General features: G+C 67.7%; 27 protein-coding genes and 2 pseudogenes. 13 read left to right on the forward strand and 16 right to left on the reverse strand.

Annotation, left to right across the window (positions count from 1 at the left end):
• Positions 1-101 precede the first annotated feature (101 nt).
• Positions 102-1,811 carry a glycerol-3-phosphate dehydrogenase/oxidase gene (locus tag JOD27_RS16380; protein ID WP_204763365.1) on the forward strand — a complete coding sequence of 570 codons (1,710 nt, stop codon included), beginning with the start codon at positions 102-104 and terminating at the stop codon, positions 1,809-1,811.
• Here JOD27_RS16380 and JOD27_RS16385 read toward each other — a convergent pair whose 3' ends face one another.
• The 7 genes from JOD27_RS16385 to JOD27_RS16415 form a co-directional block, all read right to left on the reverse strand.
• Complete coding sequence (locus tag JOD27_RS16385) at positions 1,812-2,321, reverse strand: hypothetical protein (RefSeq protein ID WP_204763108.1); 510 nt, start codon at positions 2,319-2,321, stop codon at positions 1,812-1,814.
• A 4-nt stretch (positions 2,322-2,325) separates the two neighbouring features.
• Positions 2,326-3,603, reverse strand: a complete 1,278-nt coding sequence (locus JOD27_RS16390; protein ID WP_204763109.1) for a M20 family metallopeptidase — start codon at positions 3,601-3,603, stop codon at positions 2,326-2,328.
• A complete protein-coding gene (locus JOD27_RS16395) occupies positions 3,600-4,772 on the reverse strand; it encodes a M20 family metallopeptidase (protein ID WP_204763110.1) in 1,173 nt (390 codons plus the stop codon). Before JOD27_RS16395 ends, JOD27_RS16390 begins: the two co-directional genes overlap by 4 nt.
• Positions 4,773-4,986: 214 nt before the next feature.
• Complete coding sequence (locus JOD27_RS16400) at positions 4,987-5,280, reverse strand: hypothetical protein (RefSeq protein WP_204763111.1); 294 nt, start codon at positions 5,278-5,280, stop codon at positions 4,987-4,989.
• Positions 5,281-5,336: 56 nt separating this feature from the next.
• Positions 5,337-6,329 (reverse strand): methylmalonyl Co-A mutase-associated GTPase MeaB, encoded by a 993-nt coding sequence (gene meaB, locus JOD27_RS16405; RefSeq protein WP_204763112.1) that lies wholly within the window; start codon positions 6,327-6,329, stop codon positions 5,337-5,339.
• Positions 6,322-8,457, reverse strand: coding sequence for a methylmalonyl-CoA mutase (gene scpA, locus JOD27_RS16410; RefSeq protein WP_204763113.1), 2,136 nt, complete (start codon positions 8,455-8,457; stop codon positions 6,322-6,324). Before scpA ends, meaB begins: the two co-directional genes overlap by 8 nt.
• Positions 8,454-10,169, reverse strand: a complete 1,716-nt coding sequence (locus tag JOD27_RS16415) for a methylmalonyl-CoA mutase family protein (RefSeq protein ID WP_204763114.1) — start codon at positions 10,167-10,169, stop codon at positions 8,454-8,456. The genes scpA and JOD27_RS16415 overlap by 4 nt, the downstream gene beginning before the upstream one ends.
• A 90-nt stretch (positions 10,170-10,259) precedes the next feature.
• On the opposite strand from JOD27_RS16415, the gene JOD27_RS16420 reads away from it, so the two are divergent.
• Genes JOD27_RS16420 through JOD27_RS16430 form a run of 3 tightly spaced genes read left to right on the forward strand, consistent with a single transcriptional unit; the run spans position 10,260 to position 14,290 of the window.
• Positions 10,260-11,891: a serine/threonine-protein kinase gene (locus tag JOD27_RS16420; RefSeq protein WP_307830157.1), complete on the forward strand. Its 1,632-nt coding sequence runs from the start codon at positions 10,260-10,262 to the stop codon at positions 11,889-11,891.
• Between the two features lie 9 nt (positions 11,892-11,900).
• Positions 11,901-12,692: a purine-nucleoside phosphorylase gene (locus JOD27_RS16425; protein ID WP_204763115.1), complete on the forward strand. Its 792-nt coding sequence runs from the start codon at positions 11,901-11,903 to the stop codon at positions 12,690-12,692.
• The gene (locus JOD27_RS16430; RefSeq protein ID WP_204763116.1) at positions 12,689-14,290 is read left to right on the forward strand and encodes a phospho-sugar mutase; all 1,602 of its coding nucleotides are present in this window, start codon (positions 12,689-12,691) and stop codon (positions 14,288-14,290) included. Before JOD27_RS16425 ends, JOD27_RS16430 begins: the two co-directional genes overlap by 4 nt.
• On the opposite strand, the gene JOD27_RS16435 is transcribed toward JOD27_RS16430, so the two are convergent.
• Together JOD27_RS16435 and JOD27_RS16440 are read right to left on the reverse strand one after the other, a co-directional pair.
• The gene (locus JOD27_RS16435) at positions 14,283-14,618 is read right to left on the reverse strand and encodes a hypothetical protein (protein WP_239567169.1); all 336 of its coding nucleotides are present in this window, start codon (positions 14,616-14,618) and stop codon (positions 14,283-14,285) included. The two genes, JOD27_RS16430 and JOD27_RS16435, sit on opposite strands and share 8 nt — an antisense overlap.
• Before the next feature lie 21 nt (positions 14,619-14,639).
• Positions 14,640-15,266 carry a class I SAM-dependent methyltransferase gene (locus tag JOD27_RS16440; RefSeq protein WP_239567170.1) on the reverse strand — a complete coding sequence of 209 codons (627 nt, stop codon included), beginning with the start codon at positions 15,264-15,266 and terminating at the stop codon, positions 14,640-14,642.
• Positions 15,267-15,286: 20 nt separating this feature from the next.
• On the opposite strand from JOD27_RS16440, the gene JOD27_RS16445 reads away from it, so the two are divergent.
• From JOD27_RS16445 to JOD27_RS16455, 3 genes and pseudogenes are all read left to right on the forward strand, one after another.
• Positions 15,287-15,754: a hypothetical protein gene (locus tag JOD27_RS16445; RefSeq protein ID WP_204763118.1), complete on the forward strand. Its 468-nt coding sequence runs from the start codon at positions 15,287-15,289 to the stop codon at positions 15,752-15,754.
• Positions 15,754-15,957 (forward strand): annotated as a pseudogene (locus JOD27_RS16450) (flavodoxin family protein); the annotation flags it as partial. The gene JOD27_RS16445 and the pseudogene JOD27_RS16450, both read left to right, overlap by 1 nt.
• A gap of 462 nt (positions 15,958-16,419) precedes the next feature.
• Positions 16,420-16,872: a flavodoxin family protein gene (locus JOD27_RS16455; RefSeq protein ID WP_204763119.1), complete on the forward strand. Its 453-nt coding sequence runs from the start codon at positions 16,420-16,422 to the stop codon at positions 16,870-16,872.
• On the opposite strand, the gene JOD27_RS16460 is transcribed toward JOD27_RS16455, so the two are convergent.
• A complete protein-coding gene (locus JOD27_RS16460) occupies positions 16,862-17,959 on the reverse strand; it encodes a helix-turn-helix domain-containing protein (RefSeq protein ID WP_204763120.1) in 1,098 nt (365 codons plus the stop codon). The two genes, JOD27_RS16455 and JOD27_RS16460, sit on opposite strands and share 11 nt — an antisense overlap.
• 113 nt (positions 17,960-18,072) lie before the next feature.
• On the opposite strand from JOD27_RS16460, the gene JOD27_RS16465 reads away from it, so the two are divergent.
• The 3 genes from JOD27_RS16465 to amcA all read left to right on the forward strand — a co-directional run bounded on the left by JOD27_RS16465 (position 18,073) and on the right by amcA (position 19,835).
• Entirely contained in the window at positions 18,073-18,378 is a 306-nt protein-coding gene (locus JOD27_RS16465; RefSeq protein ID WP_204763121.1) for a hypothetical protein, read from the forward strand.
• 187 nt (positions 18,379-18,565) lie between these two features.
• Entirely contained in the window at positions 18,566-19,753 is a 1,188-nt protein-coding gene (gene amcB / locus JOD27_RS16470; RefSeq protein WP_204763122.1) for a cyclophane-forming radical SAM peptide maturase AmcB, read from the forward strand.
• Positions 19,734-19,835: a multiple cyclophane-containing RiPP AmcA gene (amcA, locus tag JOD27_RS47160; protein ID WP_372441701.1), complete on the forward strand. Its 102-nt coding sequence runs from the start codon at positions 19,734-19,736 to the stop codon at positions 19,833-19,835. The genes amcB and amcA overlap by 20 nt, the downstream gene beginning before the upstream one ends.
• Here amcA and JOD27_RS16475 read toward each other — a convergent pair whose 3' ends face one another.
• On the reverse strand, positions 19,836-20,495 hold the full coding sequence (locus JOD27_RS16475) for a pentapeptide repeat-containing protein (RefSeq protein WP_204763123.1): 660 nt from the start codon (positions 20,493-20,495) through the stop codon (positions 19,836-19,838).
• 168 nt (positions 20,496-20,663) lie between these two features.
• Here JOD27_RS16475 and JOD27_RS16480 point away from each other — a divergent pair.
• Positions 20,664-20,861 (forward strand): annotated as a pseudogene (locus JOD27_RS16480) (flavodoxin family protein); the annotation flags it as partial.
• 259 nt (positions 20,862-21,120) lie between these two features.
• On the forward strand, positions 21,121-21,243 hold the full coding sequence (locus tag JOD27_RS46065) for a hypothetical protein (RefSeq protein ID WP_275591694.1): 123 nt from the start codon (positions 21,121-21,123) through the stop codon (positions 21,241-21,243).
• Positions 21,244-21,332: 89 nt separating this feature from the next.
• On the opposite strand, the gene JOD27_RS16485 is transcribed toward JOD27_RS46065, so the two are convergent.
• The 4 genes from JOD27_RS16485 to JOD27_RS16500 are packed head-to-tail and all read right to left on the reverse strand — an operon-like array spanning position 21,333 to position 23,338.
• Entirely contained in the window at positions 21,333-22,253 is a 921-nt protein-coding gene (locus JOD27_RS16485) for an aldo/keto reductase (RefSeq protein ID WP_204763368.1), read from the reverse strand.
• Positions 22,254-22,300: 47 nt separating this feature from the next.
• Positions 22,301-22,678: a MerR family transcriptional regulator gene (locus JOD27_RS16490; protein ID WP_204763124.1), complete on the reverse strand. Its 378-nt coding sequence runs from the start codon at positions 22,676-22,678 to the stop codon at positions 22,301-22,303.
• Positions 22,679-22,712: 34 nt separating this feature from the next.
• A complete protein-coding gene (locus JOD27_RS16495) occupies positions 22,713-23,099 on the reverse strand; it encodes a type II toxin-antitoxin system death-on-curing family toxin (protein WP_045315410.1) in 387 nt (128 codons plus the stop codon).
• Positions 23,100-23,131: 32 nt separating this feature from the next.
• Positions 23,132-23,338 (reverse strand): YlcI/YnfO family protein, encoded by a 207-nt coding sequence (locus JOD27_RS16500; RefSeq protein WP_030470728.1) that lies wholly within the window; start codon positions 23,336-23,338, stop codon positions 23,132-23,134.
• Between the two features lie 56 nt (positions 23,339-23,394).
• On the opposite strand from JOD27_RS16500, the gene JOD27_RS16505 reads away from it, so the two are divergent.
• On the forward strand, positions 23,395-24,018 hold the full coding sequence (locus JOD27_RS16505) for a TetR/AcrR family transcriptional regulator (RefSeq protein WP_204763125.1): 624 nt from the start codon (positions 23,395-23,397) through the stop codon (positions 24,016-24,018).
• 23 nt (positions 24,019-24,041) lie between these two features.
• On the opposite strand, the gene JOD27_RS16510 is transcribed toward JOD27_RS16505, so the two are convergent.
• Positions 24,042-25,334 (reverse strand): glycoside hydrolase family 18 protein, encoded by a 1,293-nt coding sequence (locus tag JOD27_RS16510; protein ID WP_204763126.1) that lies wholly within the window; start codon positions 25,332-25,334, stop codon positions 24,042-24,044.
• Positions 25,335-25,403: the final 69 nt, after the last annotated feature.

The following is a 25,403-nucleotide window of genomic DNA, read 5'->3' on the forward strand; positions in this document are numbered from 1 at the left end:
TGCTGCAGGTAACGTGATTCGCGAGTCGTCACAGGGAGGCGTCTGTCGTGGCCACGCGCAAGAACGCAGCTGCAGCACCGCAAACCCCCTCCGCCCCGCCGATCACCGGCAGGCTGGGCCCGGCCGAACGCGAGGAGTCGTGGCAGCGGCTGGGGGCGGAGACGTTCGACCTCGTGGTGATCGGCGGCGGTGTCGTCGGTGTCGGCGCCGCACTCGACGCGGCCACCAGAGGCCTGCGGGTGGCGCTCGTCGAGGCCCGTGACCTGGCGTCGGGCACGTCGAGCCGGTCCTCCAAGCTCTTCCACGGCGGCCTGCGGTACCTGGAGCAGCTCGAGTTCGGCCTGGTCCGCGAGGCGCTGCGGGAGCGCGAGCTGATGCTGACGCGCATCGCACCCCACCTGGTGAAGCCGGTGAGCTTCCTGTACCCGCTGTCGAACCGGGTGTGGGAACGGCCGTACACGGCGGCGGGCCTCTTCCTCTACGACACGATGGGCGGTGCCCGGTCCGTACCGGGCCAGAAGCACCTGACCCGTGCGGGCGCGCTCCGGCTGGTGCCCGCGCTGAAGCGGGATGCGTTGATCGGCGGCATCCGTTACTACGACGCCCAGGCCGACGACGCGCGGCACACGATGATGGTGGGCCGCACCGCCGCGCACTACGGCGCCGTCGTCCGCACGTCGACCCAGGTAGTCGGCTTCCTGCGCGAGGCGGACCGCGTGTCCGGCGTGCGTGTGCGGGACGTCGAGGACGGCCGCGAGGTCGACGTGCGGGCGCACGCGGTGATCAACGCGACGGGCGTGTGGACCGACGAGCTTCAGCGCCTTTCCGGCTCGCGCGGCCGGTTCCGGGTGCGGGCGTCGAAGGGCGTGCACATCGTCGTTCCGCGCGACCGGATCGTCGCAGAGTCCGGGATGATCCTGCGCACCGAGAAGTCCGTGCTGTTCGTGATCCCGTGGCGCAACCACTGGATCGTCGGCACCACCGACACCGACTGGAACCTCGACCTGGCCCACCCGGCGGCGACCAAGCACGACATCGACTACATCCTCGAGCACGTCAACTCGGTGCTCGCCACGCCGTTGACGCACGACGACATCGAGGGCGTCTACGCGGGCCTTCGTCCTCTGCTGGCGGGCGAATCCGATTCGACGTCGAAGCTCTCCCGCGAGCACGCGGTGGCTCGGGTCGCGCCCGGACTGGTCGCGATCGCGGGCGGCAAGTACACGACGTACCGGGTGATGGGCGCGGACGCCGTGGATGCGGCACATGTCGACCTGCCCGGCCGGATCCAGCCGTCCATCACCGACAAGGTGCCGCTGGTCGGCGCCGACGGCTACCACGCGCTGGTCAACCAGGCCGATCAACTCGCGGCCAAGCACGGCCTGCACCCGTACCGCGTGCGGCACCTGCTGGACCGTTACGGCTCACTGGTGCACGAGGTGTTGTCGCTCGCCGCCGACAACCCGGACCTGCTGAAGCCGATCCCGGCCTCCCCCGACTACCTGCAGGTCGAGGCGGTCTACGCGGCGTCGCACGAGGGCGCCATGCACCTCGAGGACGTGCTCACCAGGCGCACTCGCATCTCCATCGAGTACGCCCACCGCGGCGTCGAGTCGGCGGAGGCGGTGGCACGGCTGATCGCACCGGTGCTCGGGTGGGACGAGGACGCGATCAAGCGCGAGGTCGAGATCTACAACGCCCGCGTCGAGGCCGAGCGCGCGTCCCAGACCAAGCCGGACGACCAGGCGGCAGATGCCGTTCGGGCGGCGGCACCCGAAGCACGCCCCCAACTGGAAGAGCCGGTGAGCTGATCAGGCGTTCTCGGGAGCTTGGAACACGACAACCTGTTCGTCGTCGCGGTAGGGCCGGAAGAAGCGCCACTCCTCGTGGCGCACCGAGCCCGTCCTCAGCGCGTCGAGCCGGAGGCCGTCCGAGAACGAGATGGTCAGGTCACACCACGCGGTGACGTCGGCCGCCGTCACGACGACCGATTCTTCTGCCAGGTACGCGGTCAGCTTCCTGGCTCGTGCGTCGAACCTGTTGGCGCCCTGCACGTCCCAGTCGAAGTCGTCGTCACCGGACCAACCAGGTCTCGGTTGGTGGACGTCGTACGACCCGGTGACGACCTCATCACCGTCGAGCAGCCGCCACGGGCACTGGAGGTGGAGTGCGTACTCGGCGATCTCACGGGTCCTGCCGTTGTGGCCGGTCACGACGCGGAGCGCGCCGAAGCCCACCCAGATGAGGCCGGCAGCACGTCCGACGTACTGCCGTCGCTCACCGACGAGGTTCGCCAGAGACCGGCGCGCTTCCTCGATCACGAACTCAGGCCAGCGCCGCCAGGGCCGTGTGGACCATGACGCGAACACCCACGAGGAGGGCGCGCTCATCCAGATCGAACGTCGGCTGGTGCAGGTCGCGCTGCTCCTCCTGGCCGTTCCACACGCCGAGGCGCGCGAACGAGCCGGGCACGTGCTCCAGGTACCAGCCGAAGTCCTCGCCGCCGGACGACTGCTCGGTGCCGGCCAGGGCGTCGTCGCCCAGGGCGGCCTCGATGCCGGCGCGCAGGATCTGGGTCGACTCGCGCTCGTTCACGACCGGGGGCACGCCGCGGCGGTGGTGCAGGTCGAAGCCGACGCCGGTGGGCAGCAGCAGACCGGTCACCAGGTCCTTGACCAGCGGTTCGAGCTCGGCCCAGATGTCGCGGTCGCCGGTGCGCAGCGTGCCGCGCAGCAGGCCGTCCTGCGGGACGGCGTTCGGTGCCTCGCCCGCGTGGACCGCGCCCCACACCAGGACGGTGCCGGAGCGCGGGTCGACGCGGCGGGACAGCATCGTCGGCAGGCCGGTGATGACGGTGCCGAGCGCGTGCACGAGGTCCGCGGTGAGGTGCGGGCGCGAGGTGTGGCCGCCCGGCGAGGACAGGCGCAGCTCGAGCAGGTCGGAGGCCGACGTGATGGCGCCGATCCTGGTGCCGACGCGGCCGACCTGCAGGCGCGGGTCGCAGTGCAGGCCGAAGATCCGCTCCACACCGTCGAGACCACCGGCGGCCAGCACGTCGAGTGCGCCGCCCGGCATGACCTCCTCGGCCGGCTGGAACACCAGACGGACGCGGCCGGGCAGTTCGGTGGCCGACGCGAGCGCCAGGGCGGTGCCGAGCAGGACCGTCGTGTGGGCGTCGTGACCGCACGCGTGCGACGCACCGTCCACAGTGGACGCAAACGGCAGACCGGTGTTCTCCGGCAACGGCAGTGCGTCCATGTCGGCGCGCAACGCCACACAGCGGGGGCCGTTGCCGACGTCGCAGATGAGGCCGGTGCCGCCGGGGAGGATGCGGGGCTTGAGGCCCACCTCGCGGAGCAGCTTCGCCACGAGCTCGGTGGTGTTGTACTCGTTGCGGGACAGCTCGGGGTTGGCGTGGATGTGGCGGCGCCAGGCGACGATGTCGGAGGCGTGTGCCTTCAACCAGTCGTCGAGCCACGCGGGACCGCGGCCCTCTCCGAGATCATCCACAGGAGACATGCTCACCCCGGTGGGGTCGACGAGCATCTCGGTGGACGTCGTCACAGTTGAGGAGCCCGATGGACGGGAGTCCAGGACCGTCACGCCGCACCTCCGCGGGCCAGCAGCCGTGCGCGCTGCTGGGAATCGGTGGCTGTCGCGATCGTCGTCCAGGCCATGGCGAGTGCTCCCTCGAGCAACGCACGGTCGGCCGACGCCGAGGCACAGGCGGTCGCGAACTCTTGTTGGTGGTTCACCGCGTCTCCGCAGTCAATGGCAATGGTCGGGTGGATGGCGGGCAACACTCTTGTGACGTTGCCCATGTCGGTGCTCCCGATCTTCTCTCGCTGTTCCTGCTCGGGCGAGAGCGGTCGTCGTCCCAGTTCAGTGGCAGCACGCCGGTAGGCGTCAGCGAGCCACGGGTCGGGAGTCAGCTCGGCGTAGATCGGTGAGACCTGCACGACCTCATGGGTGCAGCCGGTCGCGAGCGCGCCGGCCTGAAAACAGTCCCGGATCCGGTTCTCCAGGCGCTGCAACGATTCCAGGTTCTCCGCCCTCACATCGAACATCGCCGACGCGCGAGCGGGTATTACGTTCGGCACCGTGCCGCCGTTGGTGACGATACCGGTCACCATCTGGCCGGGTTCGAGGTGCTGCCGCAGCAGGCTGATCGAGATCTGCGCGACGGTCACCGCGTCCGCGGCGTTGATGCCGAGGTGCGGGGCTGCGGCCGCGTGGGACGGCTTGCCCGTGTAGTGCACCTCGAGGTCCGTGATCGCGAGCGATCGGGCGGCACACGACTCGTACGGCGCCGGGTGCACCATCATCGAGAACGAGACGTCGTCGAAGACGCCGCGTTCGAGCATGAGCACCTTGCCGCCGCCGACTTCTTCCGCCGGAGTCCCGATCACCTTCACGGTGATACCCAGACGGTCGGCGATGTCACGCAGAGCGAGCGCCGAGCCGACCGAGGCTGCGGCGATGACGTTGTGCCCGCACGCGTGCCCGACCTCGGGCAACGCGTCGTATTCAGCGCAAAGTCCCAGCACCAGCTCGCCGTCGCCGTAGGTGGCGACGAACGCGGTGTCGAGGTCCGCAACGCCGCGGTCGATCTTGAAACCCTCGCGGGCCAGCAGGGAGGTGATCTTCTCGACGCTGCGGTACTCCTCGAAAGCCAGCTCAGGTTCGGCGTGGATCGAGTGAGACAGGTCCAGCAGCGCGTCGGAGTACCGCTCGACGGTCGAGCGTGTGCTCATCTTCAAGTCGATACTCATTTGCTCACCATCCTGCATCACCACCTGTGAGGCGCAGTGCGCTGATGATGATCAACCGGCTGGCCGGTCGCAGCGCTGCGCCGAGCGGCGAGCGAGTTTCGGTCTGACCGATCAACGATGACGCAAATGGTCGAGAAGCACGCTTAAATTTGGCTATCGCGTCCCACTGGCTGGGACGAATCGTCTCAGCTCGAACAACCGGCGAACGGTCGGCTCAGCCCTTCTTCGCCGCCCGCTCCTTGCGCCATTTCGCCCACCGCTTCTTGTTCCGGTAGTAGACCAGCACGAACAGGCCCAGCGCGATTCCGCCGATCCACAGTTTGCGCTTGGTCTCCTGCCGCACCTCCGGCGACGGCTCCTGCGGCGCGTTCACGTCGGGAGCCGGGTTCACGGCCGTCGTCTGCTGCGCTGCCACAACAGCGTTCGCGCTCCCCCCGGCAACGGATGTCCCGGCGATCCCGAAGACGCCCATCAGCGCGAACACGCAGGCCAGCAGCAACCTCGACATGACCTGAACTCTACAACGAATACCTCGGTCGAAGGTCACCCAAACTAGTTACATCGCTACCGAGAGTCCGATTGGAACGCCTTCAAAATCTGCTCCGCGGCAAGCGTTGCGGTCAGTTCGCCAGACCTGACCTTCTCCTCCAGAGAGGGCGCCATCGCGCGCACGGCGGTGCTCTCCCGGACCTGCCGCCACAGTTCGTCATGAACCATCATCCAAGTCCATTCGACCTGCTGACGCCGACGACGCTCGTCCAGTTCACCGGCTTCCCTCAGAGTGGACTGGTGTTCCAGCACGCGGGACCACAGCTCTTCGAGCCCGTTTCCGGTGAGACCAGAGCAAGTGAGCACCGGCGGGTGCCACAACGCGTCCGGCGGGCGCAGCAGCCGCAACGCCCCGGCCAGCTCCCGCGCGGCCTTGCGGGCGTCCATCTCGTGCTCGCCGTCGGCCTTGTTGACCGCGATGACGTCCGCGAGCTCCAGCACGCCCTTCTTGATGCCCTGCAGCTGGTCACCGGTGCGCGCCAGGGTCAGGAACAACGAGCAGTCCGTCATGTTCGCGACGGCCACCTCCGACTGCCCGACACCGACCGTCTCGACCAGCACGACGTCGAACCCCGCGGCCTCGACCAGCACGATCGTCTCGCGGGTGGCCTGCGCGACACCGCCGAGCGTGCCGGACGTCGGCGATGGCCGGATGAACGCCTTTTCGTTGACCGAGAGCCGTGCCATCCGGGTCTTGTCACCCAGGATGCTGCCGCCCGTGCGGGTGGACGACGGGTCGACGGCCAGCACCGCCACCCGGTGGCCCTTCTCGACCAGCATGGTGCCGAGCGCGTCGATGAACGTCGACTTGCCCACGCCGGGCACGCCGGTGATGCCGACGCGGATCGCGTTGCCCGACTTGGGCAACAGCTCGATCAGCAGCTCCTGGGCCTTCGCGCGGTGGTCGGCGCGTTTCGACTCGACGAGCGTGATCGCCCTGGCGAGCATCCCGCGGCTGCCGCCGAGCACACCCCTGGTGTACTCGGCGACGTCGATCACCCTAGGCATGGTGTCCGAGCTGGTCGGCGAGCTTGAGCAGCAGGTCCTTGGCCGCGTCCGCGATGACGGTGCCGGGCGGGAAGATCGCCGCCGCGCCCGCCGCGTACAGCTCGTCGAAGTCCTGCGGCGGGATCACGCCACCGACCACGATCATGATGTCCTCGCGGTCGAGCTTCGCGAGCTCCTGGCGCAGCGCGGGCACCAGCGTGAGGTGGCCGGCGGCGAGCGAGGACACGCCGACGATGTGCACGTCGGCCTCGACGGCCTGCCGCGCGACCTCCTCCGGCGTCTGGAACAGCGGGCCGACGTCGACGTCGAAGCCGAGGTCCGCGAACGCCGTCGCGATCACCTTCTGGCCGCGGTCGTGCCCGTCCTGGCCCATCTTGGCGACCAGGATGCGCGGCCGGCGGCCTTCGTCCTCCGCGAACGCCTCGACGACCTCGCGGCAGGCGTCCACATTGGACACTTGGCCGACCTCCTGGCGGTAGACACCGGTGATCGTGCGGATCTGGGCGCTGTGCCGCCCCCACACCTTGCCGAGCGACTCGGAGATCTCGCCGACGGTCGCCTTGGCGCGGGCGGCGTTGATCGCCAGCTCCAGCAGGTTGCCACCGCCGGTCGCAGCGTTCGTGAGCTGCCGGAGCGCACTGTCCACAGCGGACTGGTCGCGTTCTTCCCTGAGCCTGCGCAGCTTTTCGAGCTGCTGCGCGCGCACCCCGGCGTTGTCGACCTTGAGCACCTCGATCTGCTCGTCGTCGGTCACCAGGTACTTGTTGACGCCGATGACGGGCTGCCGGCCGGAGTCGATGCGCGCCTGCGTGCGGGCGGCGGCCTCCTCGATGCGCAGCTTCGGGATGCCCTCGTCGATCGCGCGGGCCATGCCACCGGCCTTCTCGACCTCGGTGATGTGCTCCCAGGCCTTCTTCGCGAGCTCGTTGGTGAGGCGCTCGACGTACGCGCTGCCGCCCCACGGGTCGATCACGCGCGTCGTGCCGGACTCCTGCTGGAGCAGCAGCTGCGTGTTGCGGGCGATGCGCGCGGAGAAGTCCGTCGGCAGCGCGAGCGCCTCGTCGAGTGCGTTGGTGTGCAACGACTGCGTGTGGCCCTGCGTCGCCGCCATCGCCTCGACGCACGTGCGCGCGACGTTGTTGAACACGTCCTGCGCGGTGAGCGACCAGCCGGACGTCTGACAGTGCGTGCGCAGGCTCAGCGACTTCTGGCTCTTGGGCTCGAAGCCGTTGACCAGCTTGGCCCAGAGCAGGCGCGCGGCCCGCATCTTGGCGATCTCCATGAAGAAGTTCATGCCGATCGCCCAGAAGAAGGACAGCCGCGGTGCGAACGCGTCCACGTCCAGCCCGGCCGCCTTGCCGGCGCGGATGTACTCGACGCCGTCCGCGAGCGTGTAGGCGAGCTCCAGGTCGGCGGTCGCCCCCGCCTCCTGCATGTGGTAGCCGGAGATCGAGATGGAGTTGAACTTCGGCATGTGCTGGCTGGTGAAGCTGAAGATGTCGGAGATGATCCGCATCGACGGCTGCGGCGGGTAGATGTAGGTGTTGCGGACCATGAACTCCTTGAGGATGTCGTTCTGGATGGTCCCCATGAGCTGCTCCGGCTTCACCCCCTGCTCCTCGGCCGCGACCACGAAGAGCGCGAGAACCGGCAGCACAGCACCGTTCATCGTCATCGACACGGACATCTTGTCGAGCGGGATGCCGTCGAACAGCGTGCGCATGTCGTAGATCGAGTCGATCGCGACACCGGCCATGCCGACGTCACCGGCGACGCGCGGGTGGTCCGAGTCGTAGCCGCGGTGGGTGGCGAGGTCGAACGCGACACTCAGCCCCTTCTGCCCGGCCGCGAGGTTGCGGCGGTAGAAGGCGTTCGACTCCTCTGCCGTCGAGAAGCCCGCGTACTGCCTGATGGTCCACGGCTGGTTGACGTACATCGTGGGGTACGGGCCGCGCAGGAACGGCGCGATGCCTGGGTACGTCTCCAGGAAGTCCAGCCCGTCCACGTCGGACGGACCGTAGACCGGCTTGACCGCGATGCCCTCCGGCGTCTCCCAAGCCGGCAGGTCGGTCTCGTACTTCGCCGACGGGAGCGGGCCGAGGTCGATGTCCGCGAAGTTGGGGATCATCGCTCCACTCCCTTGGATTCTTCGATGGCAAGGAACTCGAAGGTGTTGTTCAGGATTTCCAGCGCCGGACAGCCAAGGTAGACGTAGCCGTCGACGGTCGCGTCGCTCTTCCTGCCTGCCAGGAGTACCCGTTCCGCGCCCGCCGCACGCAGCGCCTCGACGGTCGGGACGGCCAGGTCGGCGTAGCTGCTGTCGCTGCCGCACACGACCGCGATCTTCGCACCGGACGCCTTGAACTTCTCGGCCACCTCGTCCGGCGTCTTGGTCGGGCCCGCGTTCGGCGTGGCGAAACCGCCCGCGTTGAACAGGTTGGCGGCGAAGGTGGCGCGCGCGGTGTGGGCGGCGACCGGGCCGAGGGTGGCGAGGAAGACCTGCGGGCGTTCGGGCTGTGCGTCGGCGAGGTCGCGCAGCTCTTCGAAGGCCTGGGCGTATCGGACGCGCGGCAAGTCGCCTGTGGGCAGTTCCGGCGCGGGGTCGCGGACGACCGGCTTCTCGGTCAGGTTCGGGAACTCGCTCACACCGGTGATCGGGTCGCTCCGATCCGCGAGCCGAGCCGAGCGCGCAGCCCAGGTCGCCGCGATCCGGTCCCTGATCAGCCCGTGCGCGGCAGCGAACCCGCCCGCGCGTTCGATCTCCTGGAACCACGACCAGGCGGCACCGGCCAGCGAGTCGGTCAGCGATTCCACGTACCAGGACCCGGCAGCGGGATCGATCACCTCACCGAGGTGCGACTCCTCCAGCAGAAGGTTCTGCGTGTTGCGTGCGATCCGCCGGGCGAACTCGTCCGGCAGCCCGATGGCCGCGTCGAACGGCTGAACCGTCACCGAGTCGGCACCGCCGAGACCGGCGGCCAGCGTCGCCACGGTGGTGCGCAGCATGTTCACCCACGGGTCGCGGCGGGTCATCATGGCGGACGACGTCACGGCGTGCTGCACCTGCGGCACGTCAACACCGGACACCTCGGCCACGCGCGCCCACAGCCGGCGTGCGGCGCGCAGCTTCGCGATGGTCATGAACTGGTCGGCGGTCGCGGCGTAGCGGAACTCCAGCTGCGCGAACGCCTGCGCGACGTCGAGCCCGGCGTCGGTCAGCGCGCGCAGGTACGACACTCCCAGGGCGATGGAGGCGCCCAGCTCCTCGGAGTCCGAGCCGCCCGCGTCGTGGAACGGCAGCGCGTCCACCACCACGGTCCGCAGCGAGGGGAACTGCCCGCAGGCCTGCTTGATGACGTCCAACGCATCACGAGAAGGCCTCAAAGCGAGGTTGCCCCGTACCTGCTCGGCCAGCACCGGTGCCTGGTCGTAGATCCGCAGCATCGTGCGGGCGGCCTCGACGTCGCCGTCGAGCACGATCGGCGCGAGGTCGAGGTAGACGCCGTCCAGCACGCGTTCGAGCGACGAAGCCGGCAGGGCGAGCCACAGCGAGGTGACACCGCCCTCCAGGTCGTTCATCAAAGCGACCGGATCGGGCACGGCGTGGCGCTGCCGAACGTCCCAGCCCTGCTTGGCCGGCGCCAGCGCGTAGGGAGGCAACGCGTCGTCGAGCGTGTAGAGCGGCTGGAGTTCGATGCCGTCATAAGTCCTGGTGACCAGCGAGTCGAAACTCGCACCGGTCTTCGCGAGGACGGCGTCGACCAGCTCACGCCACTGTTCCCTCGACGCTGAGGGGAACTCGTTCGGGCGGAATTCGGCGGGCAAGGCCAACTCCATCATGAGGTGCAGTGTTACCGACCAGTACCGGCACGGCTATGTGAGGTTCACCGCCGTTAACGATGCAGTCAGTCTGTCAGGAAGAATGACGGCGTGGAGGACCAGGAGCGCTTGATCGCGGCTAGGTACCGGCTGCTGCACCTGCTCGGTCAGGGCTCGATGGGCACCGTCTGGGCCGCCCACGACGAGGTGCTGCGCCGCCAGGTCGCCGTGAAGGGCATCCTGCGGCCACCCGGCATGCCCGCCGCCGCAGCCGATGAGCTGCGGGAACGGACGATGCGCGAGGCACGTGCCGTCGCCGCGCTCTCCCACCCGAACCTCGTGACGCTCTACGACGTCGTGCAGCACGACGGCGATCCGTACGTGGTGATGGAGTTGGTGCCGTCGCGCAGTCTGGGCGAGGTGCTGCAGGAGCAGGGCTGCCTCACCGAGAAGCAGGGCGCGGCGGTGCTGGACGCGGTCGCGGCGGCACTGGCGGCGGCGCACCGGGCCGGCATCACGCACCGCGACGTGAAGCCGGGCAACGTGCTGATCGCCGACGACGGGCGGGTCAAGCTCACGGACTTCGGCATCGCGCGCAACGTCGCCGAGGCCACCATGACCGCGCGCGGCATCACGCTGGGCACGCCCGCCTACATCGCGCCGGAGGTCGCCCAGGGCGGTGATGTCTCGGAGGCCGCCGACCGGTGGTCGCTGGGCGCGACGATGTGGGCCGCGATGGCCGGTGAGCCGCCGTACGTGGGCAAGAACGTCATGCAGACGATCAACGCCGTGATCAACGGCGAGGTGCCGGTGCCGGCGGGTGCCGGGCGGCTCGCGCCGGTGATCAGCGGGTTGATGCGGAAGGACCCGGCGGAGCGGCTGTCGCTGGTCGACGTGCGCAAGCAGGTCTACCCGCTGCTGCCGGAGCCGGGCACCGACGCGTTCGAGGTCCGCGAGTCGGTGCCGCTGCCGGTCATCGTGCGACCCAAGCCGAAGATCGAACCGGACGCGCCGCTGGCCGACGACCCCGGGCCGTTGCCGTTCATGATCACCAAGCCGATCGCGCAGCGCCGGGAGCGCGGCCGGGTCGCCACCACGTTCCTGCTGGTGGCGGCGATCCTGCTGTTCATCGCGGGCTCGGGTGGCGGATTCGCGCTCACCAGACTGGCAGCGGGTGCGTCGCTGCTGCCGCCGACCGAACAGACGGTGCAGACGCTGCCGACCCTGCCCACCGCACCCACGCTGCAGCCGCGGACGGCCTCGGCGGTGACCGCGATCGGCGACCAGGGCGGGAAGTTCAGGCTGAACGTCGAGGCGAGCTGGGCGATGTACGCGGAACAGCGCGCCGGCGACAAGCTGTTGCCTCCGTCGGCGGTCGTGCACTTCGTGTCGGACACCGGCGCGTACGAGGTGGCGGTGCAGCGGTTCCCGGACTTCTACCCGACGCGCAAGATCAGCACGTACACGGCCGCCGTGCAGGCGCGGTGGCCCGGCCGGTTCTTCGGCGGCGAGAAGGTGATCACGCCGAACCTCGCGGGGCCGCACAGCGAGGACAGCATCCAGTTCGTCTACAAGACCGTCGAGGGTGACGAATCCAACGCGTTGCGGAGGTCGCACTTCTCCCGCGTGCTCCCGTACGGCAACGACCTGTGGGTCGTCGAAGTGGTGGTCCCCACAGAACAGGAGGACGAGGCGCGAGTCCGGCTGTTCGACGCGATCGCCTCCACCTTCGCCCCGGTTTAAGCTCTCGCGGTGACTCCAGAAGAGCTGGCCGGCAAGGCCGCGGAAGAGATCCAGAGCCGCACCGGCGTGGCGAAGCACGACATCGCGATCGTGCTCGGCTCCGGCTGGCGGCCCGCCGCCGACGTGATCGGTGAGCCGCAGACCGAAATCCCCGTGGGCGAGCTTCCGGGCTTCGAGGCGCCGACCGCGCTCGGGCACGGCGGCACCATCCGTTCCGTCGAGGTGGGTGGCAAGAAGGTCCTCGTCGTCCTCGGCCGCACCCACGGCTACGAGGGCAAGGGTGTCCAGAAGGTCGTCCACGGCGTGCGCACCGCCGCCGCTGCCGGCGTGTCGACGATCGTGCTGACCAACGCCGCCGGTGGCCTGCGGCAGGGCATGTCCGTCGGGCAGCCCGTGCTGATCTCCGACCACCTCAACCTGACCTCGCTGTCGCCGCTGGTCGGCGCGCGGTTCGTGGACCTCACGGACCTGTACTCGCCGCGGCTGCGCAAGCTGGCGCAGGAGATCGACCCGTCGCTCGAGGAGGGCGTGTACGCGGGGCTTCCCGGCCCGCACTTCGAGACGCCCGCCGAGATCCGGATGCTGCGCACGATGGGTGCGGACCTGGTCGGCATGTCGACCGTGCACGAGGCCATCGCCGCGCGCGCCGAGGGTGTCGAGGTGTTCGGTCTGTCGCTGGTCACGAACCTCGCGGCGGGCATCACCGGTGAGCCGCTGAACCACCAGGAGGTGCTGGAGGCCGGTGCCGCCGCCGCCCAGCGCATGGGCACGCTGCTGCGCGAGCTGGTGGACCGGGCATGAGCCTGACGCCGGCACTGCGTGACGCGACGTTCCGGTGGATCGCCGACGACCCGTCGGAGGCGACCCGAACCGAGCTGCAGAGCGTGTTGGCACGGGCGATGGGCGGCGACTCCGCCGCCCTGGCCGACCTGCAGGACCGGATGGCCGGGCCGCTCACGTTCGGCACGGCCGGTCTGCGCGGGCCGGTGCGGGCGGGCACGAACGGCATGAACGTCGCCACGGTGGTCCGCACGACCGCTGGTCTGGCGTCGTGGCTCGGGACGTCCGGGCTGGTGTTCGTCGGGCGCGACGCCCGGCACGGGTCAGAGGAGTTCGCCACCGCAGCCGCCGAGGTGATGGCGGCGGCGGGCTTCGACGTCCGGGTGCTGCCGGGGCCGCTGCCCACCCCGGTCCTGGCGTTCCTGGTGCGCAAACATGGTGCGGTGGCGGGGATTCAGATCACCGCGTCGCACAACCCGCCCGCGGACAACGGCTACAAGCTCTACCTGGCTGGTGGTTCGCAGATCGTGCCGCCGTCGGACGGCGAGATCGAGAAGGCGATCGAGGCGGTTCCGGCGGCGGTGTCGGTGCCCCGAAACGCGTCCTACTCGACGGTCTCCGAAGCCGAGATCGACGAGTACCTGGAGCGCGTGGCCTCGCTGCCGCGCCAGAACGCCCGTGAGTTGAAGATCGCGTTGACGCCGATGCACGGCGTCGGCGGCGCGTTCGCCGTGGAAGCGTTGCGGCGCGCGGGTTTCACCGACGTGCACGTGGTGCGGTCACAGGCGGTGCCGGACCCGGACTTCCCGACCGTGGTGTTCCCGAACCCCGAGGAGCCCGGCGCGTCCGACGAGCTGCTTTCCCTTGCCGCGTCGGTGGACGCGGACCTGGCGATCGCGCTCGACCCGGACGCCGACCGGTGCGCGCTGGGAGTTCGCGACGGCGACCGGTGGCGGATGCTGCGCGGTGACGAGACGGGCGTGCTGCTCGGGTCGCTCGTGCTGTCGACCACCGAGTCCGCGGATCCGCTGGTGGCGACGACGATCGTGTCCTCGTCGCTGCTGAAGTCGATCGCCGCCGCGCACGGTGCCCGGTACGCGGAGACGCTGACCGGCTTCAAGTGGCTGGCACGGGCGGGCGAAGGTCTGGTGTTCGCCTACGAGGAAGCGCTCGGCAACTGCGTCGATCCGGCTTTCGTGGCCGACAAGGACGGTATCTCGGCCGCGGTGGTCGCGGCTGATCTCGCTGCCGGCCTGAAGGCGTCGGGTCGCACGTTGCTGGACGCGCTGGACCAGCTGGCGCTCGACCACGGCCTGCACCTGACGGACCAGGTTTCGTTGCGCTACACCGATCTGTCGCTGATCGGCGCGACGATGGCACGACTGCGTGCCGACCCTCCCGCGGACTTCGCGTCGGAAGACCTGTTGCCCGGCGCGGACGTGCTGCGCTGGACCGCTGACGGCGTGCGCGTGATCGTGCGGCCGTCGGGCACCGAGCCGAAGCTCAAGGCGTACCTCGAGGTCGTCGAGCCGGTCACGGACGGACTGGAGTCCGCCCGTGCCTCGGCTCGCAAACGGCTCGACGTGCTCAGGGAAAGGGTGACCGAGCTGGTCAGCTAGCCAGCGCGATCATCAGGCAGAGCGCGGCAAGAGCGAAGCCCCCGCCGGCCACCCAGTAGGCCCTTCTGGTCGGCGGGGCGATCGCGCTGCGACGTCCTTCCGTGACCGCCGCGACGGCGATCCGCCCGAAGATGTACGCAACCGTGCAGAGCCCCACGCCGAGTCCGAGCAACATCGTGTTGACGTCCCACGGGCTGTGGTCGAACCCCGGCCACAGCGACGCGAAGAGGGGCCCGATGCCGATCATCCCGATGCCGATCGCAAGGCCGAAACCCCAGGTGATGCGACGCTGACGAGGACTGGTGGTCATAAGGGCGGTGGTCTTCATGGTCCCTCCTGTGTACACCCTTTAGGACGTCTGCTGCGCTTCGGGGTTCCGTTTCTGTACCAACAAAAACGCCTGCGGCCCCTTCTCGTCCACATCCCTCTGACGTTGCAGCCGTGCCACTTCGTTGAAGCCGGCTTTCGTGGCGTTGTCCACGGTCTCGTCGATGTCGTGCCAGTAGACGTGGAGGTCCACGTCGTGGCCGTACGCGTGCGTCATGTGGTTCTTGAGGTTGCCGAGCTTGAACGCGTGCAACAGGTGTCCGCCAGGCTTGAGGACCCGGTGGAACTCCTGCCAGGGCACCTCTTCGGCGGGCATGTGGACCGTGGAGTACCAGACGACCGCGCCGCCGAGGCTGTCGTCTTCCAGGTCCAGCTTCGTGATGTCGCCCTGCGTGAAGCTGAGGTGCGGATACCGCTTTCGCGCCTGGTCGAGCATGCCGTCGGACAGATCGATGCCGAACGCGTCGAGGCCCAGCTCGTGCAGGTACTGGGTGATGCGGCCGGTGCCACAGCCGAGATCGCCGACCGGACCCTCGGTGAGCTCGGCGAACGCGCGCATGATCGCGGCGTCGAGCGGGCGGCCGTCGTGCGCGTCCGGGATGAGCTCGGCGTAGCTGGCGGCGACGATGTCGTAGGAGGCGCGGGTCATGGTCATCTATGTTGCCGCTCATGGAGTACACGCGGCGTGACCTCGCCCAGGCCGTGCTCGACGCCCACCCGGCCGGCAAGCGCGGGCTCAACATGTTCTACGGCGCGTTCAGCGACGACATGAAGAAGCACCAGGTCGAGATGCGCGACGGCCTGCTGAAGGCGTTCGGCATCGACCTCGACTCCAACATGGCGATGAAGATGATGCTGAAAGCCACGATCGCGTCGAACGCGGCCATCACCGGTCCGATGGACGACTTCGGCGAGGTCGGCCTGCTCATCCGCAAGCTGGAGGGCAGCGGCGTCCTCGACAAGGTGCAAGAGATCCACGCGTTGAACAGGATGTCAGCGAAGGCGCACCTCGACATCGTCGAGGAGCTGCTCGGCCTCGTGGACTCCACCGTCGAGTCGGTCACCACCGAGGACCTGACCGCGCTCGGTGTGAACGTCACGCCGCCGAAGACCGACGACTACGAGATGGACTACTGATGGCGCGGTTGCTGATCGTCCACCACACGCCGTCGCCCACCATGCAGGCGATGTTCGAGGCCGTGGTCTCCGGCGCCTCCACGCCCGAGATCGAGGGTGTTGAGGTGGTGCGGCGGGCCGCGTTGTCCACAACCGCTGTGGACGTGCTGGAGGCCGACGGCTACCTGCTGGGGACCCCCGCGAACCTCGGCTACATGAGCGGTGACAACGCGAAGAAATAGCATTCACCGTTCGCCCTGGTCACGGCCGCGTTCGTGCGTGTTCCGGCCATGTGCGAGCTTCTCCAAGACGGTCCAGGGGCGAGTTCGTCGGAGCGCCTCAGAGGCGGCCTTGAGACCCGCCAACCCATGCTTCTCGCAGACCCAGCGCATGAAGCGCAGCTCCAAACACGCGCAAGATCACGAATGCGGCTACCAGCCACCAAGCCGACACAACGACCTCACACCAACTAGGGCCCACCGTGAGCTCCGCGGGCGTTTACATGGTGTGGTCCCCTGTCGCGGAACTTGAAGCACTCACAGCACCGACGCAGTCCACCTGCTCACTCCCCCGACACGCGACAGCCGGGGAGGTGGTGCGTCAGTTGCGGCATTACCTGCCACTTCCAGGCCGTTCAGGCTAGCAGTGACGTTGCAACCAATTGAGGCGCCAGGCAGCCTGGCACCGTGCCCAAGCTTCTGATCATCCACCACACTCCGTCGCCGAACACGCAGGCGATGTTCGAGGCTGTCGTCTCTGGCGCGACCGATCCTGAGATCGAAGGCGTGGAGGTCGTGCGCCGTCCGGCTCTGTCCGCCTCCGTGTCCGACGCCCTCGAAGCGGACGGCTACATCCTCGGCACGCCCGCCAACCTCGGGATGATGAGCGGCGCGCTCAAGGTGTTCTTCGATCTCGCCTACTACCCGTGTTTGGACGCCACGCGGGGCCGCCCGTTCGGCCTGTACGTCCACGGCAACAACGACACGACCGGAGCGATTCGCGGTATTGAGTCGATCACCACGGGCTTGGCGTGGGAGAAGGTGACCCCGAACGTCAGCGTGACCGGCGAGCCTTCGAAAGACGATCTGCGCGCGTGCTGGGAGCTCGGCGCGACGGTCGCCGCACAGCTCATGCCCTGAGCAAGCTGTCCAGGAGGTTGAACCGGTCGTCTGTCCGCGCGGACGGCATCCGCGAAGCGAACTCTCGCGCTCGACTCAGCGTGTCCCACGCAGCGTCGAGGGAACCAACTCGTGCGTACGACTCCGCGAGCCACGAGAGGTAGAGCGCCACTTCCCGGGAGTGCTCCTCCGGGTAGGTGGCGACAGCGGCTGACAGCAGCGGTTCAGCTTGGCCAGGGTCACCCAGTTCGATCATGCACCGTCCAGCCATCACGTCGATTTCGCCTCTGTTGAGCCAATAAACCCACTCAGGCTCCTCGATACCAGGCGACCGCTGCTCGAACGCGTCGTCCACGGCATCGAGCACGCGCCGTGTTCCGTCGTGGTCCTTCGTCTTCGCGCTCGCCCACGCCACCCGCTCCAACAGCAGCGTCCGAACCACAGGCGTGGCATCACGTGCACCCTTCACCGCAGACCGCGCCAGCAACAGCGCATCATGCGGGTCGGCCACGTTCGCGATCTGGTAGCTCAGTGAGGAAAACAATTGTGCGGCAAGGGAATCGGCGTCTGCCTCCGAAGCCGCGGACACGCCGCCGAGGTAGAACCGCTGAGCCTCCGCATACTTGCCCGCGTCCGATGCGACCCACCCGCCGAGTTGGGCGAGTTCACCCGTCGCGGTCAGCAGCCTTCGCCCCGTGACTTCGGAGTAGGAACCGTTACGCACCAACGACTCCGCCTCGGACAGCTCTTGCCGCACAGCGGGCAAGAGGTCTGTACTTCCAACCACGTCGTCGAGGTGCCGCAACTCGACCACACGAGCTTCTACGGCGTCCGCAAGGGAGTCACCAACCCTGCGGCCGGAACGGCTCTGCACGGCAATCGGAGAGTCCGAGACAAGCCACTCGTGCGCGCGGCGCACCGGATCGCTGCCCAGCGGCACGCCAAGAGCCTGTTCGTAGGCGGTGACGACGTCCGGGAGTGGCCTGCGCTTGCCGTTCTCGATCAGGCTCAGGTACGGCTTGCTGTAGTGGGTGAGTTGGGACATCCGGGACAAGCTGAGTCCGGCCGCCTCGCGCGCTGCCCTGAGGGCATCACTCAGCTCCGACACGCCCGCTCCCGGTCCGCGTTGTCAACTCTTGTAAACGCGTTGATCAGCATAAACACCGTTTGTTCCCGGTAGGAACTACAGGCAACCAGATCCACCGGGGAGGTTCACCCGCCATGAGCACGATCTACAATCCGTTCTCGTCTGAGTCGGTCGCGGTCAGCCGACTGACAGCGATGGGGTTCGCGGGTCGACGGCTCGGCGAGTTCGACGCTGAACCGGAGAGCCTGGTCTACATCCGCCAACTCAAGGTGGACATCCGCGACCTGGTCCGCGTCGTCGGACCAGACGAGTGCGAAGCAGTCCGCATGGTTGGTAGTGCTGTGGCGTTGCAGACCTACGGATCGGTTGCCGAGGTGGTCGCCCGGATCGCGCTCACGTGGCCCGAGATGCCCACCGCCCGAGGAGCGGTGTCGGCATGAACTGGGGTTGGGAACAGACCATCGGCGCGATCCTCGCCGCACTCTCGTCCGCCTTCATCATCGGCGTCGTCATCTGGGATCAGCTCAAAGACCGATGGCCGTTCGCTTATCGCTTCCCGTGGAAGTGGTGGAGGCGGCGACCGAGGCGCCAATAGCGCTCGGACCAAGTCACGAACGAGGGGGAATCATGGAGCAGCAACTCTTCCTTCGGCCGACCTCGGTCATCATGCAGCCGGAGACGCTGTGCAATCTCGACTGCACCTATTGCTACCTGCCGTTCCGGCACGAGCGGAACACCATGACGCTCGCGGTCGCACAAGCGGTAGCCGCTTCAGTACGTCCGTGGGCAACGTCCGGCACGGTCGAAGTGTGCTGGCACGGCGGAGAGCCGCTGGCGACCGGTCGCTCCCACCTCGGGCGGTTGATGGACGCGTTCGCGGGGATCGACGTCAAGCACGTGGTCCAGACGAACGCGACGCTGATCGACGAGGCGTGGTGTGAGTTCTTCGCAGAGCGGGACGTACACGTGGGCGTCAGCATCGACGGCCCGCCCGCCGACAACGCGAGCCGCGTAGACCGGCGGCGGATGCCCACGCAGGCAAAGGCGTTGCGCGGCATAGAACTTCTCCGCGCCCACGGTCATGAGGTCCACGCCATTGCGGTGGTGTCCGATCCAACACCCGAGCGCGCTGGCAGGCTATACGCCTTCGCCGTGGAGTACGGGATCGCGCATCTCGGCGTCAACATCGAAGAGCAGGAAGGCGTCAACGTCTCCACCAACGCTCACCGCCAGGATGTCGTAACTGACTTCTGGACAGCACTCGCGGCGAGTTGGCGCGAGAACCCCATTGTCCGTGTCCGAGAGCTTGAGCGGGCTCTCAGCTATGCGGGTGCGGTACTTAGAAATGACAGCGCTGCGCACCGCGATGGAGTGCTCATCAATCCACTGCCGACCGTGGGCTATGACGGCTCGGTAACCCTGATCTCCCCCGAACTCGCGGGCTTCACATCGAATCGCGGCACGTTCTCCAGCGGAAACGTACTGCGAAACACCCTGAACGAGATCGTCGAGCGATCGAAAACCGGAGACTCCTGGATCTCCGAGTTTTTCCAGGGAGTCAAGACCTGCCAGCTCACATGTCAATACTTCAACTTCTGCGGCGGCGGAAATCCGGCCAACCGCTACTTCGAGCACGGCCGCATGGATGGAACCACAACCAACTACTGCCGGAACAGCAAGATTTCACTACTGGAAGGAGTGCTACGTCTTGACCAATCAACAGCAGCTGGAGACCAGGATCCTGGAGTGTCGAACGACGCTCGTGGATTTGCTGACCAGGACAGGCCGGCCACCTATGCGCATCAACACGTTTGACAATGACCCCACGTGGGACAACGTGACCGGAGGCGGCGGCTTCGACAATCGGCCCACGTGGGACAACTGGGACAAGAAGTAGCTAGCCCGCAATCGTCAGGCCAGCCTCCTTGGCGAACTGCACACCGAGGAAGCTGGCCTGAACAGCCTCGATCCGCGCGCCTCGCAGCGTCAACAGCCCACTGACATCGCTAAGCCTGGAGGTCGTGAGGTCGCAGCCGCTCGCGCGAGTCGCCTCAAACTCCACTTGAGGCATCTCGCATTCATCAAAAACGACGTTGGAAAGATCCCCGACGAACACCGCTTCACGGAATGAGCACCGACGGAAGATGACAGCGTTCTTCACCTGATCAATCCTGAAGGTCGCGTAGTCGAACCGGCAATCCTCCGCGTAGATATCCGAAGCTTGCCCCAATGAGACTCGAAGCCCGATCGCCTGACAACGAAGAAAATCCACCCTCCGCGCGATCACATCAGCAAGGACCGCGTTCGCCAAGTCCACCTCCTCGAACCTGACGTCCGAAAGTTCGAGCGGAGCAAGACGCGATTCCGACAGGTCCACGTCCGACACGAACGCCAACGAAATAGATCCCTCGCCAGTGACGCCCGACTGATCGCCCTGCCGGACTCGAACCGCTTCGAGTTCGAAGTCACCACGGAACGCGGCCACCTCGTCCGAAAGGTCCTCTTCCTCGAACGACGGCCGTTGAATCGTCTTGCCCGCGACTTTCAGGAACTCCATGCAGACACAGTAGCGCACTCGACAGGGCAACAAGCCGTACCCGACGAAGTCGGACACAAAAAGCCCTCCGCGCGAACAATGTGACAGAGGGCTTAGCTGCACCTTCTAAAGCATATAGATCAACGGCGCGAATTCTCGCTTCCGACTCACTCGGGCAGGCTGCGCATGCGCGGTCGGCCGTACGAGCTCTACATGCACGGCAACAACGACACGACGGGTGCGGTGCGCGGTGTGGAGACGGCCACGACCGGGCTGGGCTGGGAGAAGGCCGCCCAGCACGTGCTCGTCACGGGTGAGCCGTCGAAGGCCGACCTGGAGGCGTGCTGGGAGCTCGGCGCCACCGTCGCGGCGACCCTCGCGGACTAGCGGCTCCCCCAGCGCCCGGTTCCACCCCAAAGGAGTAGGCGGTTCTCGGTAGCCTTGTGGATAAGAGGGGAGTACCTCTCAAACGGCGATGTCGTCAGCACGGATCCTCCTTGACAAGAGGATTCCGGTGTCGCCGGTCCGTTGATCTTTCACGGATGAGGGAGACCTCCGGCCTATTCAGCATGCCTGAATGCCGGAGGACCCTCGTCGTTCCTCTCCAGGAGCCGCGGGAGCACACCGGCGGAATGCAGAGGAACCGGTGCTCGACCTTCTCAGCGCACTCAACGACACCGCAGGCGTCATCGCCTCGCTGCTGGCCATGGCGCTATCCGTGAAGAGCTACCGCGCCAAGCGCAAGCCGACCGCTGAAGATGACGACTGAGACTCAGTTGTCCACATGACCCCAGGGTTGTCCACAGCTACTTGTCCCCAACCTGTGGACAACCCTGGGGATTACCTCGAACGTATGTTCTAACGACCCACGGCGCTCATGTCCGGGTACCGGTCACCGGCGACGGCCGTGGCGGGCACGGCGGTCTCGATCGCGGCCAGGTCGTCCGCCGACAGCTCCAGCGCCGCCGCAGCCACGTTCTCCTCGAGGTACTTGATGCGCTTCGTGCCGGGGATCGGCACGACGTCGTCGCCGCGGTGCTGTACCCACGCCAGCGCCAGCTGACCTGCCGTGACGCCGCGCTCGGCGGCCAGTGCCCGCAGGTCCTCGACCATCTTCAGGTTCGTGTCGAGGTTGGCGCCGGAGAAGCGCGGCTGACCGACGGCGCGGAAGTCGTCGGCGCCGAAGTCGGCGGCCGACGTGAAGCGGCCGGTCAGCACGCCGCGGCCGAGCGGCGAGTAGGGCACCAGGCCGATGCCCAGCTCACGGGCGGTCGGCACGATCTCCGCCTCGATGTCGCGCGACCACAGCGACCACTCGCTCTGCAGCGCCGTGATCGGGTGGACGGCGTGGGCGCGGCGCAGGGTCTCGGCTCCTGCCTCGGACAGACCCAGGTACCGCACCTTGCCCTCGGTCACCAGCTCGGCCATCGCGCCGACGGTCTCCTCGATGGGCGTGTCCGACGGCACGCGGTGCAGGTAGTACAGGTCGATCACGTCGGTGCCGAGCCGCTTCAGCGAGCCCTCGACGGACGCCCGCACGTAGTCGCGGTCGCCGCGGATCGACCGGGCACCGCCCTCCTCGCGCACGATGCCGAACTTCGTGGCCAGCACGACGTCCGAGCGACGGTCCGCGATCGCGCGGCCCACGAGCTCCTCGTTCACGTACGGGCCGTACATGTCGGCCGTGTCGACCAACGTCACGCCGAGCTCCAGGGCCCGGTGGATCACCGCGATCGACTCCGACTCGTCGCCGGCGCCGTAGAACTCCGACATTCCCATGCAGCCGAGCCCCTGCGGCCCGACTTCCAGCTCACCCAAGAAACGGCTCACGCCGTGGCCTCCAAGTCACGCTCGACCACCGCGTAGTGGTCGATCTTGTAGTCGAGCACCTCCAGACACGTCTGCAGCTCAGCGATGCGGGCGCGAACGTCGGCGCGGTGGTCGACGAGGATCTGCTTGCGGCGCCCTGTGGTCAGGTCGCCTTTGTGCCTGAGCTGCGCGTACTCGCGCATCATGCGGATCGGCATGCCGGTCGTGCGCAGGCGCGTCACGAAGGCCAGCCAGCCGAGGTCCTCATCCGAGTAGCTGCGGCGACCACCCGAGTCACGCGCGGGCGGGTCGACGAGCCCGATTCGTTCGTAGTAGCGCAGGGTGTCGATGGACAACCCGCTGCGCTGCGCGGCTTGGGCTATCGAGTAACTCACGGATCCGACGCTATGACCTAGAGCGCGCTCTAGGTCAAGCGGAATCCTTGGGAAGACCCCACGCCTCGAGATGGCCCGCCATCTCCGGGACGTCGATCTTGTCCCGGCCCAGGGCGCGCACCAGGTCCAACGCATCGTCCTCGTCAGCGTCGATCCAGTAGCCGTTGATGTCGCACATCGTGACGGCGGACACCCAGCCGAGCCGCCAGTTTCCCTCGACCAGGGGGCGGGTTCGCACGATCGAGTCGAGCAAGGCGGAGGACTTCAACCACAGCGTGTCGTAAGCCTCCACGCCGAGAACGGTGGCGCGGGGACGGTAGGCCGCCGTGTCCAGCAGACCGATGTCCCTGACGACGAGGTCGCCGCCGGTCACGGCCGTGGCCAGCACTAAGAGGTCCCCGGCGTCGAGGTAGGAGATCACGGCACCCAGTTGATCACAGAGGTCTGACAGTTTCAGGAAGATCCGAGCCTATCCAAAAGACCTCGGTACTTGGGCAGGACTCGCCCGAGCACCTCGCCGAGCTTCTCCTCCTGCTGCATGCGCTGGTAGCGGTCCGCGATCGCGAGACGCACGACCTCCTGCTTGGAGCGCCCCTCGGCCTGCGCCAGTTCAGCGAGCCGCAGGTTCTCCTCTTCGGTCAACCGCAAGGTCATCGCCATTCCAGGCACGGTACCAATGTGATACCACACAAACCAGAGGCCGTTAGGATTGCGTGATGCCTCGGCCCAAGACCCACGACGACGCTCTGCGACGGCGTCTGCTCGAGCGGGCGGGCGAGCTGCTCAGCACCGAGGGCCCCGCCGCGGTGAGCCTGCGCAAGATCGCCACCGACGTCAACACCTCGACCACGGCGGTCTATTCCCTCTTCGGCGGGAAACCGGCGTTGCTCGAGGCGCTCTACGACGAGGCGTTCAACCGGTTCGGGGCGCACCTCACGGCCGTGCCGGTCACCGACGACCCCGCGGAGGACCTGGTCCAGATCGGGCTGGCGTACCGGCGCAGCGCGCTCGCGGACCCGCAGTTCTACTCGGTGCTCTACTCGAAGGTCGTCGAACCGACGAAGGCGATGAGCCGCGCGGCCGGCAGGACGTTCGCGCCGGTGATCGACGCGGTGCGGCGCGCGATCGAGCAGAGGGTGTTCCTGGACTCCGACCCCGAGCAGATCGCGATGTCGATGTGGGGCATCGCGCACGGCCTGGTGAGCCTGGAGCTCAACGGAAACCTGCCGCCCGGTGTCGACGCGGCCGCCACGTACGAGGTGGCGTTGCGCGCGCACGGCAGGGGCTGGCTGGCGGAATCCGGGGAGGCGGCCGCCGCGAAACCTCCCCGGACCCGCTGAACTGTCCGATCCGGACAGTCCGTCTACCTCAAGGCGCCATGCAGCGCCTTGATCAGCTCAGCGTCCGCGGTGTCGCCGTCGAGCGACCAGATCATCGCGCCGCCCAAGCGGTTCGCGTTGATGAAGCGGGCCTTGCGCCTCATCTCGGTCGCGTCGTCGTAGGTCCACCACGTCGTGCCGTCGTAGATCCACGCGAAGCCCGCTCGCTCATCGCGGTAGATCTTGAACTTCGGGTCGGCGAGTTTCGGCTTGATGGCGTGGAAGTCCTCGTAGCCCGCCTCGTACGTGGCAGGCGCCGGCGTGCCCGTGCCGAACAGGCCGTTGCGCGTGCCGGGTGCGACGCCGGTCCAGCCGCGGCCGTAGAACGGAACGCCGAGCACCGCCTTCGACCGCGGGGCACCGCGCCGCAGCCACGCGTCGACCGTCACCTCGGAGCTGAACTCGTTCGCCGACGGGTCGCCCTTGGGCACGCGCAACGCGGACTGCTGGTTCGCCTCCGGGTCCCACGCGCCGTGGTAGTCGTAGCCCTGCAGCGTGCCGAAGGTGAGGTAGCAGAACACCTTTCCGGCCTCGAAGCCCTTGTCGATCTGCTTCGGGTCGGCCGGGAGGAACGCCGTCAGGTCGCGGTTCCAGCCCATCTGCTTGCGGTACTCGGCCAGCAGTAGCGTGAAGTTCTCGCGGTCCTCGTCGCGCACGACGTTGGGCGGCTCCATGTTGCCGTTGCTGGCAGGCCATTCCCAGTCGAGGTCGACGCCGTCGAAGACGCCCTTAGCGGCACCCTCCGGCAGACCCGGCAGGTTGCCCTTGATCCACATGTCGGTGCACGACTTCACGTGCGCGGCGCGCGACTCCGGCGTCAGCGCGGCGTTGGAGAAGTAACGGGAGCCCGTCCAGCCGCCGAGCGAGATGTTGATGTGCAGCTTCGGGTACTTGGCCTTGAGCTGCTTGAGCTGGTTGAGGTTGCCCATCAGGGCCTGTCCCGGCTCGTCGGCCTTGCCGCTGACGGACTGCTCCGCCGTGTACGGCATCTGCCAGTCGGCCCACGGGTCGGCGCTGACGCACTTGCCGGACTCGTCGAGGAATCCGAAGGCGTAGTTGAGGTGCGTGAGCCGCGCCGCGGCCCCGCTGTCGACGAGGTTGCGGACCCGGAAGTTCCGGCCGTACACGCCCCACTGGATGAAGTACCCGACCGTGCGGGTCTTCGAGTAGCCGTGGTGCCCATCGGTCTCGACATCGGCGTTCGCGGGCGCATAAGCCAGCGACGCGGACAGGGCGCCGACCACGAGCGTGGCGACACCCCATCTCCGTCTGGACATGGTTCTCCTCAATACGGATCGCGGCAGCGGCGATGTGGTCCACAGCACCATAGGGCTGAGGTCTAGACC

The organism is Lentzea nigeriaca (genome assembly GCF_016907955.1).
Taxonomy (GTDB): domain Bacteria; phylum Actinomycetota; class Actinomycetes; order Mycobacteriales; family Pseudonocardiaceae; genus Lentzea; species Lentzea nigeriaca.

Excerpts from the sequence above, each read along its gene's own strand:
- JOD27_RS16435 (WP_239567169.1), bottom strand. The coding sequence starts at position 14,618 with ATGAAGACCACCGCCCTTATGACCACCAGTCCTCGTCAGCGTCGCATC.
- JOD27_RS16475 (WP_204763123.1), bottom strand. The coding sequence starts at position 20,495 with ATGGAGTTCCTGAAAGTCGCGGGCAAGACGATTCAACGGCCGTCGTTC.
- JOD27_RS16440 (WP_239567170.1), bottom strand. The coding sequence starts at position 15,266 with ATGACCCGCGCCTCCTACGACATCGTCGCCGCCAGCTACGCCGAGCTC.
- JOD27_RS16505 (WP_204763125.1), top strand. The coding sequence starts at position 23,395 with ATGCCTCGGCCCAAGACCCACGACGACGCTCTGCGACGGCGTCTGCTC.
- JOD27_RS16395 (WP_204763110.1), bottom strand. The coding sequence starts at position 4,772 with ATGAGTATCGACTTGAAGATGAGCACACGCTCGACCGTCGAGCGGTAC.
- JOD27_RS16510 (WP_204763126.1), bottom strand. The coding sequence starts at position 25,334 with ATGTCCAGACGGAGATGGGGTGTCGCCACGCTCGTGGTCGGCGCCCTG.
- JOD27_RS16465 (WP_204763121.1), top strand. The coding sequence starts at position 18,073 with ATGAGCACGATCTACAATCCGTTCTCGTCTGAGTCGGTCGCGGTCAGC.
- scpA (WP_204763113.1), bottom strand. The coding sequence starts at position 8,457 with ATGATCCCCAACTTCGCGGACATCGACCTCGGCCCGCTCCCGTCGGCG.
- amcA (WP_372441701.1), top strand. The coding sequence starts at position 19,734 with ATGCGCATCAACACGTTTGACAATGACCCCACGTGGGACAACGTGACC.
- JOD27_RS16430 (WP_204763116.1), top strand. The coding sequence starts at position 12,689 with ATGAGCCTGACGCCGGCACTGCGTGACGCGACGTTCCGGTGGATCGCC.
- JOD27_RS16400 (WP_204763111.1), bottom strand. The coding sequence starts at position 5,280 with ATGTCGAGGTTGCTGCTGGCCTGCGTGTTCGCGCTGATGGGCGTCTTC.
- JOD27_RS16500 (WP_030470728.1), bottom strand. The coding sequence starts at position 23,338 with ATGGCGATGACCTTGCGGTTGACCGAAGAGGAGAACCTGCGGCTCGCT.
- meaB (WP_204763112.1), bottom strand. The coding sequence starts at position 6,329 with ATGCCTAGGGTGATCGACGTCGCCGAGTACACCAGGGGTGTGCTCGGC.
- JOD27_RS16485 (WP_204763368.1), bottom strand. The coding sequence starts at position 22,253 with ATGGGAATGTCGGAGTTCTACGGCGCCGGCGACGAGTCGGAGTCGATC.
- JOD27_RS16415 (WP_204763114.1), bottom strand. The coding sequence starts at position 10,169 with ATGATGGAGTTGGCCTTGCCCGCCGAATTCCGCCCGAACGAGTTCCCC.
- JOD27_RS16445 (WP_204763118.1), top strand. The coding sequence starts at position 15,287 with ATGGAGTACACGCGGCGTGACCTCGCCCAGGCCGTGCTCGACGCCCAC.
- amcB (WP_204763122.1), top strand. The coding sequence starts at position 18,566 with ATGGAGCAGCAACTCTTCCTTCGGCCGACCTCGGTCATCATGCAGCCG.